General features: G+C 60.7%; 11 protein-coding genes and 1 pseudogene. All 12 read left to right on the forward strand.

All coding sequences use genetic code 11. The annotated features are described in order from the left end of the window. Positions 1-543: haloacid dehalogenase type II (locus ACF8FB_RS18345; RefSeq protein ID WP_392511645.1), on the forward strand; the 543-nt coding region annotated here is incomplete at its 5' end. Positions 544-579: 36 nt separating this feature from the next. Next, complete coding sequence (locus ACF8FB_RS18350; protein ID WP_367250824.1) at positions 580-1,854, forward strand: NAD(P)/FAD-dependent oxidoreductase; 1,275 nt, start codon at positions 580-582, stop codon at positions 1,852-1,854. 145 nt (positions 1,855-1,999) lie between these two features. Next, on the forward strand, positions 2,000-3,655 hold the full coding sequence (locus ACF8FB_RS18355; RefSeq protein WP_367250822.1) for an ABC transporter substrate-binding protein: 1,656 nt from the start codon (positions 2,000-2,002) through the stop codon (positions 3,653-3,655). An 82-nt stretch (positions 3,656-3,737) separates the two neighbouring features. After that, positions 3,738-4,691 (forward strand): ABC transporter permease, encoded by a 954-nt coding sequence (locus tag ACF8FB_RS18360; RefSeq protein WP_367250821.1) that lies wholly within the window; start codon positions 3,738-3,740, stop codon positions 4,689-4,691. Further along, positions 4,688-5,593: an ABC transporter permease gene (locus ACF8FB_RS18365; protein WP_367250819.1), complete on the forward strand. Its 906-nt coding sequence runs from the start codon at positions 4,688-4,690 to the stop codon at positions 5,591-5,593. The genes ACF8FB_RS18360 and ACF8FB_RS18365 overlap by 4 nt, the downstream gene beginning before the upstream one ends. A gap of 1 nt (position 5,594) precedes the next feature. Next, on the forward strand, positions 5,595-7,427 hold the full coding sequence (locus tag ACF8FB_RS18370; RefSeq protein WP_392511646.1) for an ABC transporter ATP-binding protein: 1,833 nt from the start codon (positions 5,595-5,597) through the stop codon (positions 7,425-7,427). Next, entirely contained in the window at positions 7,424-7,732 is a 309-nt protein-coding gene (locus ACF8FB_RS18375) for a (2Fe-2S)-binding protein (protein WP_392511647.1), read from the forward strand. Before ACF8FB_RS18370 ends, ACF8FB_RS18375 begins: the two co-directional genes overlap by 4 nt. Beyond that, positions 7,714-9,138: an FAD-dependent oxidoreductase gene (locus ACF8FB_RS18380; protein WP_367250814.1), complete on the forward strand. Its 1,425-nt coding sequence runs from the start codon at positions 7,714-7,716 to the stop codon at positions 9,136-9,138. The genes ACF8FB_RS18375 and ACF8FB_RS18380 overlap by 19 nt, the downstream gene beginning before the upstream one ends. Further along, positions 9,135-10,289 carry an NAD(P)/FAD-dependent oxidoreductase gene (locus tag ACF8FB_RS18385; protein WP_392511648.1) on the forward strand — a complete coding sequence of 385 codons (1,155 nt, stop codon included), beginning with the start codon at positions 9,135-9,137 and terminating at the stop codon, positions 10,287-10,289. The genes ACF8FB_RS18380 and ACF8FB_RS18385 overlap by 4 nt, the downstream gene beginning before the upstream one ends. Beyond that, on the forward strand, positions 10,286-11,443 hold the full coding sequence (gene argE, locus ACF8FB_RS18390; protein WP_392511649.1) for an acetylornithine deacetylase: 1,158 nt from the start codon (positions 10,286-10,288) through the stop codon (positions 11,441-11,443). The genes ACF8FB_RS18385 and argE overlap by 4 nt, the downstream gene beginning before the upstream one ends. A 1,014-nt stretch (positions 11,444-12,457) precedes the next feature. After that, positions 12,458-12,829, forward strand: a pseudogene (locus ACF8FB_RS18395) (HAMP domain-containing protein); the annotation flags it as partial. Beyond that, the gene (locus ACF8FB_RS18400) at positions 12,824-13,687 is read left to right on the forward strand and encodes a methyl-accepting chemotaxis protein (RefSeq protein WP_392511698.1); all 864 of its coding nucleotides are present in this window, start codon (positions 12,824-12,826) and stop codon (positions 13,685-13,687) included. The pseudogene ACF8FB_RS18395 and the gene ACF8FB_RS18400, both read left to right, overlap by 6 nt. Positions 13,688-13,848: the final 161 nt, after the last annotated feature.

The raw sequence follows: 13,848 nt of genomic DNA on the forward strand, positions 1-13,848 counted from the left end.
GTCAAGGATTTCACCGCTTATCGCCTGGACCAGGTGATGGGTGACTGGCGGCCTTATGATGAAATTCTTGATACCGCCATGTCGCGCCTGTGCAAGCGCTGGGGTATCGAATACCGCGGCGAAGGACAGCTCTACTACAACGCCGTACCGACCTGGGGCCCGCATCCCGACGTGACGGCCGGCCTGGCGAAAATCGCTGACAAGATCCCGCTGGTGATCTTCTCGAACGCGATGGACGAACAGATCATGTCCAACGTCGACAAGCTGGGCGTGCCCTTCCACAAGGTCTTCACTGCCCAACAGGCCCAGGCCTACAAGCCGCGCCTGCAAGCCTTCGAATTCATGCTCGACAACCTTGGCTGCGGTCCGGAGGACGTGCTGCACGTATCCTCCAGCTTCCGCTACGACCTGATGCCGGCCGAGGACATGAAGATCAAGAACAAAGCGTTCGTCGCCCGTGGCCACGAACAGCCGGGTAACGCTTGCTACAACTACCGCCAGATCACTGATATCGGTGGGCTGGCCGGGCTCGTCGGCCTCTAAACTTTAACGGTCGGTCCAAGGCGCAAGAGGTTGCACATGCACAGCGAATCATACTGGCTCGATACCGCTCCGGTGTTCACCGGTGCTCAGACCGGCGCGCTGCCGGCGCGGGTCGATGTTGTAGTGGTCGGCGGCGGTTTCACCGGTCTGTCGGCAGCCCGGGCGCTGGCTCTGAAGGGTGCGAGCGTGGCGGTACTGGAGGCCGGCCGTGTGGTCGGCGAGGCCTCTGGGCGTAACGGTGGGCATTGCAATACCGGGGTTGCGCAGGATTACGGCAGCCTTGTCGCGAGTCTCGGCGCTGAACGGGCCCGTGCCTATTACCGTGCTTATGAAAGCGCGGTAGGAAGCGTGGTCACGCTGGTGGAGGAGGAGGGGATCGCTTGCGATCTGCGCCGCAGCGGCAAGCTCAAGCTCGCCGCCAAGCCCCATCATTACGAGGGGCTGGCGCGAACCTGCGAGCTGATCCGTCGGGAGGTCGACGCCGAGGTCGAGCTGCTTTCCGCCGAACAGGCCCGGGCCGAAGTCGACTCAGCCGAGTTCCATGGAGCTTTGTTGCAGCGCAACGGTGTGCAGATGCATGTCGGGCGTTTCGGTGTTGGCCTGGCTGAAGTGGCGGCGCGGCATGGTGCGCTGATCTACCAACAGACCACCGTGCAGGGCTGGAAGGCCGAGGCAGGTGGGTATCGCGTCAGTACCAGTCGTGGAAACCTGCATGCTCGCCAGGTGCTGATGGCGACCGGCGCAAGTCAGCATGGTGGTCTGGGATGGTACCGGCGCCGAATCGTACCGGTAGGCAGTTTTATCGTGGCCACCGAGGTGCTGCCCGAGAAACTGATCAACAGCCTGTTACCGCAACAGCGTTCGTATGTCACCAGTCGCATGATCGGCAACTATTTCCGCGTAACACCCGATAACCGATTGCTGTTCGGCGGGCGGGCGCGATTCGCCATGTCGGGCGGAAATTCCGACGTGAAGAGCGGCAAGATCCTGCAGACAGCGCTGGCACAGATGTTCCCGCAGTTGGCCAGGGCGAAAATCGATTACTGCTGGGGTGGGTTGGTGGACATGACCTCCGACCGCCTGCCCCGTGCCGGTCAGCATGGCGGCGTCTACCACTCCATGGGCTACAGCGGCCACGGGGTGCAGATGTCGGTGCACATGGGCCAGGTCATGGCCGAGGTCATGGACGGTAAGGCCGAGGCCAATCCTTGGGGGGAACTGGATTGGCCAGCGATTCCCGGTCACTTCGGCAAGCCTTGGTTCCTGCCGGCAGTGGGGCTGTATTACCGGCTACAGGACTACTTGCATTGACATGGTTTGATCTTCGCGTGCGCTGGCGTACGCGAACAGCGGAGTTCGAGTCAAGGAGTTTGCTTCACCGTCGTTTGCGTTACCAGGTCGCTCAAGCTTGCCCGTGAGCATTTGAGCCCAATCATTATCGACAGGTAGAACCGATATGACTGACAAAAAGAATAAATCTGAACCCTCACTGATCACCGGCGAAGAAAGCTTGCGTGTTTTTGAGGGGCTTAATCGGGGTATGTCACGCCGTGATGCGTTGCGTATGCTGGGTATGGCCGGCGTGGCCATCGCTGGGGCAAGCAACCTGTTCGGTCCGGCCGGCAAGTTGTTCGCAGCAGAGGCTGGCGCGACAGTCGGCGCGGCGGGCAAAGGCAAGCGTGGCGGCCGCATCAAGGTCGCCAGTGCGACCAGCTCGACCGCCGACACGTTAGATCCGGCCAAGGGCTCGAACTACACCGATTACTGCCGTCACAATATGTTTTATAACGGCCTGACAACACTGGATGAGTCACTGGTGCCGCGCATGGCGCTGGCCGAGTCTTTCGATACCAGTGACGCGACCTCCTGGACGATCAAGCTCCGCAAGGATGTCGTGTTTCACGATGGCAAGCCCTTCACCTCGGCTGATGTCATTTATTCGCTGAATCGTCACAAGGTCCCGCAGGTCGGTTCCAAGGCCCTCACCACTGCACAGCAGTTCGATGAGGTGAAAGCCACCGGGCCGCATGAAGTGCACATTCGCCTGACCAGCCCGAACGCCGACTTGCCAGCCATTCTGGGTACTACGCACTTTCTCATCGTGCGTGACGGCACAACCGATTTCGCCAAGGCCAATGGGACCGGGCCGTTCAAGTGTACGGAGTTCCAGCCAGGCGTGCGCTCGATCGGCGTACGCAATGACAGCTACTGGAAGCCAGGTCTGCCTTACCTGGATGAAGTCGAGTTCTTCTCGATCCCGGACGAGGCCGCTCGCATCAGTGCCTTGCTTGCCGGTGATGTAGACCTCATCAACCCGGTCAATCCCCGTTCCACTTCGCGCATCCTGGAGAGCAGCAAGGTAGCGCTGATGGAGTCCCGGACCGGTGGCTATACCAATCTGGTAATGCGCGATGAGCTGGGCCCGAACCAGAATCCTGACTTCGTGCTGGCGATGAAATATCTGCTTGACCGTAAACAAATCAACAGAGCCGCCTTCCGTGGTTACGGCGCCATCGCCAACGATCAGCCGATCGCGGCGAACAATCGCTACTTCTTCGCTGATCTGCCACAGCGTCAGTTCGATCCGGAGAAGGCCAAGTTCCACCTGCAAAAGTCCGGCATGGTTGGACGAACCTTACCGCTTGTGGCTTCCGAGGCAGCCACCGGTTCGTTGGACATCGCCCAGTTGATGCAACTGTCGGCTCAGCAGATCGGACTCAAGTTTGACATCAAGCGAGTGCCGGCGGATGGCTACTGGTCCAATCACTGGATGAAGCATCCACTGGGCTTCGGCAACATCGGTGCACGTCCAACCGCTGATCTGATGTTCAGCCTGTTCTTCCAGTCCAGCGCCGGCATGAACGAATCGGGATGGAAGAACGAGCAGTTCGACCAGTTGCTGGTGGCCGCGCGCGGCGAGACCGACGATGTCAAACGCAAGCAGATGTACGCCGACATGCAGGTGTTGGTGCATGAAAAATGCGGTATCGGCATCCCGCAATTCACCAGCAGCCTCGATGGGCACAATGCCAAGTTGAAAGGTCTGGTTCCCCATCCACTCGGTGGTTTGATGGGGTATATGTTTGCAGAGCACGTTTGGCTGGATGCCTGAGCGAATAGCGCAACGATAGCTCGATAACCAAGGCGCGCCTGCGGGTCGATGCAGGCGTCGTCATCAAGTAAAGGTATCCGTTATGAACAGCACTATTGTGCGCCTTGTTTCCAGTCGGCTGGCTGTAGGCGTGCTTACGCTGCTAATCGTGTCGCTGGTGGTGTTTTTTCTCACCAGCCTGCTGCCGGGTGACGCAGTTCAGGAGCAGTTGGGCCAGGACGCAACGCCTGAGGCGGTGGCGGCGATGCGTACGCTATTGGGCCTGGACCAACCCGTGTACTTGCGGTACGTACACTGGCTTGGCGGCTTGATCACTGGCAATCCGGGTGTGTCTTTGGTCAATGGCATGGCGGTCGACGAAATGATCGCGAGCCGTTTGCCCAACACTCTGCGCCTGGCATCGATCGCTGCGTTGGTCTCGGTGCCGCTGGCGCTGACGATAGGCATCTTGTCAGCGATGTACCGCGGCTCAGTTTTTGACCGTTACAGCAACATGCTGGCGGTCTTCGCCGTGTCCGTACCGGAGTTTCTGATCGCCACTGTCGCGGTACTGATTTTCGCCGTCAAGCTGGGCTGGCTGTCGGCGCTGTCGCGTGATGTCCAGGTCGAATCCTTTGGCGAATTGGTGCGCGTCTACGCAATGCCCGTGCTAACGCTGTGCTGTGTATTGGTGGCGCAGATGGCACGGATGACGCGGGCGGCGTTGATCGACCAGTTAAGCAGCCCCTATGTCGAAATGGCTGTACTGAAAGGCGCTCGACCGATGCGGGTGGTGCTGCGCCATGCTTTGCCCAACGCAATCGGCCCGATCGCCAACGCTATCGCATTGAGCCTGTCCTACCTGCTAGGTGGGGTCGTCATCGTTGAGTCGATCTTCAACTATCCGGGTATCGCGACCCTCATGGTAAACGGTGTAGTCACTCGTGACATGCCGCTGGTCCAGGCGTGCGTCATGCTGTTTTGCCTTGGATTTCTGGTGCTGGTACTGCTGGCTGACCTCTGTGCAATTCTGTCCAACCCGAGGCTGCGCAAATGAAACTTGATATGACTCCATCAAAGCCGGGCTTGGGAAATGGCATCAAACAGGATGGCCCAAAGCAGACCGTGGCGCTCCCTCATCGTCGCCGGCTCAGACTGACGCTGGGCGGCTTGATAGGCCTGCTGATTGTCAGCTTTTGGGCGCTGATGGCCATCGCCGGTCCGCTGCTGGCACCCTACGATGCCAATGCGATGCCCAGTGAAGGCTTCTTTGGCCCGCTCAGCCGGCAGTTCCCGTTGGGCACTGACTACCTGGGACGAGACATCCTGAGTAGGTTGTTGCACGGTGCGCCCTACACCATCGGTGTGGCGTTGGTGGCGACCGTGCTTGCCTGCACGGCGGGTGTCGTGCTTGGGCTGGTGGCGGCTGCTTCTGGTGGCTGGATTGATGCCCTCATAAGCCGTACTGAAGATGCGTTGATCTCCATCCCGAACAAGATTTTTGCGCTGTTGATGGTGGCCTCGTTCGGCTCCTCCGTACCGCTGTTGTTGTTGATGGCAGCGTTCGCCTACATGCCGGGCTCCTTCCGCATCGCGCGTGCGGTTGCGGTGAACGTGATGACGATGGATTTCGTCCGGGTCGCTCGTACTCGAGGTGAGGGCATGCCCTACATCATTTTTATCGAGGTGCTGCCGAACATGCTGCGTCCGGTGCTGACCGATTTTGGCCTGCGCTTTGTCTACGTGGTGCTACTGCTGAGCGCGATGAGCTTCCTCGGGCTGGGCATACAACCGCCTGATGCTGACTGGGGCTCACTGGTACGAGAAAACATCCAGGGCTTGGAGGAGGGGGCTCCGGCTGTATTGGTACCGGCGCTTGCCATCGCTACCCTGACCATGGGGGTCAACTTGCTTATCGACAGCTTCGGTGGGCGATCCAAGCGCGGGACGGAGAAGTGAAATGAACGAGATCGTCAGAGTAAGTGGCCTGCGCGTGGCCGCCCGAAATGAAGAGGGTATCGAGGTTCCGATCGTACATGGTGCTGATTTCAGCCTGAATAAAGGCGAAGTCATGGCGCTGATCGGCGAGTCGGGTTCCGGCAAAAGCACCATCGCGCTGTCATTGATGGGCTATGCCCGCAGTGGGTGCAGCATCGTAGGTGGCTCGGTACGTATCGGCGAGGTCGATGTGCTCAAACTGTCGAATGCCGAGCTGGCGAAGCTGCGCGGGCGTACGGTGGCTTACATCGCACAGAGTGCAGCGGCGGCATTCAATCCCTCCAAGAGCATCATGGAACAGGTGATTGAAAGCGCGTTGATCCACGGCACGCTGTCGCGGCACGAGGCGCAAGCCAAGGCTGTCGAGTTGTTCCGCGCATTGGCGCTGCCTGACCCTGAAGGTATCGGGGGGCGCTACCCGCACCAGGTTTCGGGTGGCCAGCTGCAACGGTTGATGGCCGCCATGGCACTGATCACCGATCCGGCATTGGTGATCCTTGACGAGCCGACCACGGCGTTGGACGTTACCACTCAGATCGAAGTGTTGCGGGCGTTCAAGCGGGTGGTTCGTGAGCTCGGCACAACGGCCGTGTACGTCTCGCACGACCTGGCGGTGGTGGCGCAGATGGCAGACCGTATCGTGGTGTTGCGCAATGGCCAGATCCAGGAAAACAGCAGTACCGAACAGATCCTAATAGAACCGGAACATCCGTACACCCGTAGCCTGCTGTCGGCGATGAAGCCCTCGGCGAGCCACGACACGGCCCATCAGGACGCGGCCCCGCTGGACAAGGATCTGCTGCTCGACGTGCGAGGCTTGGAAATTTGCTATGGCACCAAGAAGGTACTGCATGATGTCGACCTGCAGGTCCGTAGGGGGGCAGCGGTCGGTGTAATCGGTGAGTCGGGGTCGGGGAAAACCACGCTGGCGCAGGCTATCGCCGGCTTGGCTGAGCCGACAGCCGGGCGGATCCTGCTGGACGGCCAGCCGCTCAGCAAGACGTTGTCCGGTCGAACCCGAGAGCAGTTCCGACGTATTCAATTCGTATTCCAGAATGCCGATACGGCCCTTAACCCTCGACACACTATCGAGAATATCCTGAGCCGTCCGCTACGCTTTTACCATGGCATGAAAGGCGCGCAGCGTCAGCGCCGAGTAGCCGAGTTGCTTGAGTTGGTGCAACTGCCGACCAGCATCGCGCAACGCCGCCCTGGCGAGTTGTCCGGCGGGCAAAAGCAGCGAGTGAACCTGGCGCGGGCTCTGGCAGCCGAACCGGACCTGATCTTGTGTGACGAAGTGACTTCGGCGCTGGATACGGTGGTGGGGGCTGCGATTCTCGAACTGTTGCGTGACCTGCGCCGAGACCTCGGGGTTTCCTACCTCTTTATCAGCCACGACATCTCTACCGTCCGCGCACTGTGTGACGACATCGTCGTGATGTACAGCGGCCACAAGGTCGAAGCAGGTAGCAATGAGTCGTTCGTCCAGGTGCCGTTCCATCCCTATACCGACCTGTTAATCAACTCGGTGCCGGAACTGCGCCAGGGTTGGTTGGAAGGGTGCCGCGCCTCCCATGGTGATCTGCCGCCGATCAGCGCAGTAGACATGGCTGCACACTTGTGCCCGTTCCTCAACCGCTGCCCGATGCGCATCGATGGGCTCTGCAATCGCACCTCGCCGCCGCGCCGCCACATCGCTGGCGGTAGCGAGGTGCTTTGCCACCACGAAAGTGCTGAGCTGCTCATGGCACAGCAAGGCCCGAGCAACCTGAAGCTGGTGAGGAACCACGCATGAACGCACGTTTTGTACGCTTGGCCGAGCATGGTCGACCAAGCGTCAGGTTGATTGTCGATGGCGAACCCATCGAGGCATTACAGGGCGATACGCTGATGGTCGCGCTGTTGGCCCGAGCGGCGGCGTTGCGGCAATCAGAGTTCGATCCGGGGCGTCGCGCCGGATTCTGTCTGATGGGTGCGTGCCAGGACTGCTGGGTCTGGACCCGCAGTGGCGAGCGGTTGCGCGCCTGTTCCAGCGAAGTCCGTGAGGGCCTGGACATCATCACTAAGCAACCGGAGGCGCTATGGCCACTGCGCGGCTGAAGGATTTATCGAAAGACAGCATACGCGTTGTCATAGTCGGAGCCGGCCCGGCCGGCACACGCTGTGCCGAGACCTTGTTGGCAGCCGGTATCAAGCCGATTGTGCTGGATGAAAACCGTCGCGACGGCGGCCAGATTTACCGTCGTCAACCCGAGGGTTTTGGTCGCGACTACCCCACCCTATACGGTAGCGAGGCGGACAAGGCTAAGGCGTTGCACGATAGCTTCGACCGCTTGCGCGGGCAGATCGATTACCGGCCCGACACCCTGGTGTGGAGCCTAAGTCCGGGGCAGCTGTATTGCGTCAGCCAGGGCAAGCACACCACCGTCGATTACGATGCGCTAATCCTCTGCACGGGCGCAACCGACCGCTTGATGCCGGTCGCCGGCTGGCAGTTGGCCGGTTGCTATAGCCTGGGCGGTGCGCAGATCGCCCTAAAGGCGCAGGCGGTTGCCATCGGCCGCCGCGTGGTGTTCCTGGGTAGCGGGCCGCTGTTGTACCTGGTTGCCAGCCAATACCTCAAGGCCGGTGCCGAGGTGGCCGCCGTGCTCGATACCTCGCCGCTGCGCAAGCGTGTATTCGCCTTGCCCAAACTGCTGGCTCGACCCAGGATGTTGTTCACCGGCCTGCAGTTGCTGGCCAAACTCTTTCTGGCGGGTATTCCGGTGCGCCTGGGTGTCGAGCCGCAGCAGCTAGTGGGCGAAGCGAGCACCGGCGTTAGCGCCGTGCGGGTGCACACCGCAGGCGGCGAAAGCCTGCAGATCGACTGCGATGCGGTCGCCCTCGGCTATCACCTGCGCCCGGAAACCCAGTTGGCCGACCTCGCCGGCTGCCGCATGCGTTTTCATGAGCCCTCGCAACAGTGGGTGCTGGACACCGACGAAGAGGGGCGCACCTCGGTCGAGGGTGTGTATGCCGCCGGAGACGGTACACGAATCCGCGGCGCCGACGCCGCCGAGCACGCCGGGCGCCTAGCCGCCATGGCGTTGTTGCAGGATCTGCGGCAACCGGTGAGTAGTAAGGCGCTGGACCAGCAGCGATGCGCCTTGGTGGTGATGGAACAGTTCAGCCGGGGCCTGTACCAAGCCTTTCCCTGGCCGGCGGCGCAAGCCGAGGCGCTGGCGGACGAAGCGATTGTTTGCCGTTGCGAGATGATCACCGCCGGCGAGTTGCGCGACGCGGTTCGCGAAAAGGGCGCCTGCGAGGTCAATCGTGCCAAGGCTTTCAGCCGGGTTGGCATGGGCCGCTGTCAGGGCCGCTACTGCTCGCAGGCCGGCGCTGAGGTGATCGCCGCGGCGGCTGGCATCACGGTCGAGCAGGTCGGCCGTCAGCGCGGCCAGGCGCCGGTCAAGCCGCTGTCGATGCAGACCGAGGAAATCAAGTTGATTGATGAGGTAGCTCCGTGAGCGTTGAACAAACCGATGTACTGATCGTGGGCGGTGGCCTGATGGGCGCGGCTTCGGCATTTTTCCTGCGTCAGCGGGGGCGCACGGTGGTGCTTCTGGAACGGGACATGATCGGCCAGTACGCCAGCGGAGTGAATTTCGGCAACGTGCGCCGCCAGGGTCGCTTCCTGGGCCAACTGGAGCTGGCCAACCGCTCTTTTGCGTTATGGAAGCGCCTGCCAAAGCTGATCGACGACGATCTGGAGTTCGTTGCCAGCGGTCAGATGCGCGTGTGCTATCACGAGGACGAGATCGCCGAGCTGGAGGCCTATGCGGCGGCTCCAGAAGCGCGGGAATTGGACCTGAAAGTCTATCGCGGCCGGGAGCTGCATGAGCGCTTTCCGTTCCTCGGACCGGAGGTTAGGGGCGGCTCCTATGCGCCGCACGATGGCCACGCCAACCCGCGCCTCGCCGCACCGGCCTTTGCCCGCGCCGCGCGGCGTGCAGGCGCGCGCATCGAGGAGCGTACCGAGGTGACGCATGTACAGAAGGTTGGCGGGCAGTTCCAGGTGGATACCGCCGATGGCCGCCGGTACCGCGCCGAGCAGCTGCTGATCACGGCCGGTGCCTGGGGCGAGAAGCTTTCCGTGCAATTCGGCGAGCCAGTGCCACTGATCGCCAAGGGGCCGCAGTTGTCGGTCACCGAGCCGGTGCCCTATGCGCTGAAAACGGTGATCGGCGTGTACACCAAGCACCCCGAGGAAGTGCTGTACTTCCGCCAGATCCCTCGCGGTAATATCATCATCGGCGGCTGTCACCACACCCAGCCGGATATGCTCAACCGCCGCGCCAACTTCGATTCGCAGAGCGTTCTCAAACAGTTGCAGCAGATGCGCCGGCTTGCGCCACAAATGACCAACCTCAACATTATTCGAACCTGGAGTGGTATCGAGGGCTATGTTGCGGACTCCCTGCCGGTAATGGGGCCTAGCGGTCAGGTCGATGGCCTCTACTATGCATTCGGTTTCAGCGGCCACGGTTTCCAGCTTGGTCCAGGGGTTGGCGACGTGATGGCCGAACTGATGAGTACCGGTAGCACCAGTACCGCTATCAGTCCTTTCCACATCAGTCGCTTCGCTGGCATGGCCGAACCCAGGAGCAAGGCATCATGAGAGCGCGTGCGCTGGAAATCCTCAAGCGATTGATCGCTTTCGAGACTGTCTCCTCGGAATCGAACCTGGCGCTGATTGACTACGTGCGCAACTTGCTGGCGAGCAAGGGTATCGATTCGTTGATCGTCAAAGACGAGAGCGGGCGCAAGGCCAACCTGTTCGCCAGTGTTGGCCCACAAGATCGCCCGGGGGTTTTGCTGTCCGGGCATACGGACGTCGTACCTGCCGCTGGTCAGGCCTGGAGCGTGCCGGCGTTCCAGGTGACGCTGAAGGACGAGCGGATTTACGGTCGCGGCAGCTGCGATATGAAGGGTTTCATTGCGCTGGCGGTCGACGCCATGCTCGAGGCGGCTGACTGTTCGTTGAGCCGCCCGTTGCAACTGGCCCTGTCCCATGACGAGGAAATTGGGTGCGTTGGCGTGCGTCGCCTGCTCGATGTGCTGCACCTGGCGCCGTTGCGACCGATGCTGTGCATCGTCGGCGAGCCAACCAACATGCAGTTCGTTCTCGGACATAAGGGCAAAGGTTCCTACCGTGCTGTTTGCCGCGGACAGGAAGCCCACTCATCCTTGGCCCCGCGATCGGTCAATGCCATTCATGTGGCGTGCGACTTTATCGCCACGCTACGTGAAGGCCAACGGCATCTGCAACAGTGCGGCGCGCACGACGCGGATTACGACGTACCTTACAGTACCGTGCATGTCGGGCAGATTACGGGGGGCAAGGCCCTGAATATCGTGCCGAACCTGTGCACGCTGGATTTCGAGGTGCGCAATCTACCGGCTGACGACCTTGATCAGTTCATTGAGCAGATACGCGATCAGGCCGAGCAGATCGTTTGCGAGGCCAAACGCATGTCCGGCGCAGCCGATATCGAAATTCAGACCCTGAACGTCTACCCCGGCCTGGACACTCATCCCAGCGTAGAAGCCGTTCACTTTCTGAAGTACTTTGCGCCCGCAAATACTGGCACTGCAAAAGTCTCCTTCGGTACCGAGGGCGGCTTGTTCAGTCAGCGCCTGGATGTACCGGTGGTGGTGTGCGGACCGGGCTCCATCGAACAGGCGCACAAGCCTGATGAATTCGTCGCGTTAAGCCAAATGCGGGCGGGGGAACGTTTTCTCGACGGGCTGCGGGGCTCTTTGAAGCTATAGATTCAGCGTTTCTCTTGGCCTTTGCCAATTCGGGAGGGCCATTTCATGAGCGTGCCATATCAACCCGACACCCTTTTGATGCTCAGTCGAATGCTCGCTTGAGCAAAGCGTGCGTGTGTCCGCAAGAGGCAGGCGCGTTAACCGAGTACCCCAACAAACGGAACTCTCGCAAGTTCCCGACAATACACAGGGAGTCCGTCCATGAAAGCCCTTGAACGTCTTTCCTTCTCAACCAAGTTCGTCTTGCTCGGTCTATTAGTCATCATCCTGATTACCGTGCCGAGCACCTTGTACGTGCTTGGCGCGCTGCAAACAGGCCGTCAGGCCGACCGCGAAGTGCACGGGCTCGTACCGGTGCAGGCGCTTTTGCGGCTGGTCTCGCTCACCCAGCAACATCGTGATCTGGCAGCCGCCGTGCTCGCTGGCGCCGATGCCCTGCAACCAACCCGGCAAGTCAAGCGAGCGGAGTTGCAGCGCGCCTTCGCTGCGAGCGAGTTGGCGTTGCAGGTGGCCGAGGTGAAACCGGAGCTTTTGACAGCTTGGCGTCAGGTGCGCGATCAATGGCAAACACTTTCCGATCAGGTCGATCAAGGCACTATCAAAGCCCGGCAGAGCCTGCAAATGCATTCGCAACTGATCGCCTCCATCTTGCTGGTCGAGGATGCGTTGGTCGACTATTTCGAACTGACGCTGGATCCGGTGCTGGAAACCCACTCGTTGATGTACGCCGTGCTGATCGAGTTGCCGCAAACCGCCGAGCTGTTCGGTCAGTTGCGCGGTTTGGGTGGCATGTATCTGGCGCAGGAACGAATAATGCCCGAACAACAAGGTGCCGTGATGGGGCTGACCGCCCAAGCTTTGGCCAGTCTAGACAGGATGAGCGGGGCCTTCACCAAGGCTACGGCCACAGATCCAGGGCTTGCATCGAAGCTGGAAGCGCCGCTGGCGGCGCTGCGCCCGCAGACCGAAAAGGTCTTAGCACTGACCGACCAGCAACTGGTTGCAGCCGTCGAAATGGACATTTCCGCCGAGGGCGGTTACGGCGTGAAGTTGGATTACCCTGTCGCAGATTACCTGGCCGCGTACGATCGGCCGATCAGTGCGCTGCGGGCACTTGAAGAAACTGCCTTGACGCATCTCGGTGAGGCGCTGACGGCGAGGCGTGACAACTATCGACAAGACACCCTGTGGATCTCCGTTGGTTTGCTGGCGCTGCTTTTACTTGGAGGCACCTTGGCTATCTTGATCGTGCTGCGTTTGCTCGAACAGTTGGCTATCGCCATGGCAGCAGCCGAACGGATCGCCAGGGGCGACTTGACTCAGGCGCTTGATGTCAGTGGCATGGATGAAGCGGCACGCCTGCTGCAAGCATTGCAGTACATGCAAACGGACCTGCGAGGTACCGTTGCTCAGGTGGTGAGTTCCGCCCAACAACTGGGCTCGACTTCCGACATATTGAGTGCTGTTACCGAAGATGCCAGCCGGGGACTGCAACGGCAGAGCGAGGAACTCGACCAGGCCGTTACAGCCGTGACCGAGTTGACCTGCGCCATCGAAGAGGTAGCACGCAATGCTGCTTTGGCCGCGCAGGTATCGCAGGTTGCCGATCAACGGGCTCGCCAGGGCGAAGACAGCGTCACCCGGACTGTCGTCGCTATTGAGTCGCTGACCGGTGATATGGCGCTGACCGCTGATGCGTTGCAGAACCTGGCAGGGCAGATAGGTGATATCGGCTCCGTGCTCGATGTGATTCGTGGCATTGCCGAGCAAACCAACCTGCTGGCATTGAATGCCGCGATCGAGGCGGCCCGTGCGGGAGAAAGTGGCCGCGGCTTCGCAGTGGTGGCCGATGAAGTGCGGGCTCTGGCTCAAAGGACGCAGGCTTCCACCCGAGAAATCGAAACCATCATCGGCTCGGTACAGCAAGGCAGCCGAGGAGCCCTGAGCTCGATGCACAGCAGCAATGACAAAACCTGCGCCACTCTAGGCCTCGCGCGTGAAGCGGGTAACGCACTCAATGCCATCGTCGAGGCTATCGGTCAGATCAACGAACGCAATTCGAGTATTGCCAGCGCCACCGAGGAGCAGTCCCAGGTCGCTCGTGAAGTGGACAGTAATCTTTTGAATATCCGCGATGTTTGCGCACGGACCTCGGCAGGCGCCAATCAGACGCAGGTTTCCAGCCAGGAGCTCGCCAGTCTGGCCAGCGAGTTGAGCGGAAGGGTGAGGCACTTCAATGTCTGACCCCGGGGTTGCATACGCAGGGCTGCGCGCTCGGGGTGTCAGAGTCGATCGGCTTGATGTTCATACCAACCTCGACATGCCTTCGGTAGAGCCTGCTGCCGTTGGCTGATAATCAGCAGCCAACACTGCTGATGCGATGCTTTCAGCATCCTGGCCTGTAG

Origin of the sequence: Pseudomonas sp. yb_2 (assembly GCF_043103905.1) — a bacterium.
In the GTDB taxonomy this organism is placed as follows: Bacteria; Pseudomonadota; Gammaproteobacteria; order Pseudomonadales; family Pseudomonadaceae; genus Aquipseudomonas; species Aquipseudomonas alloputida.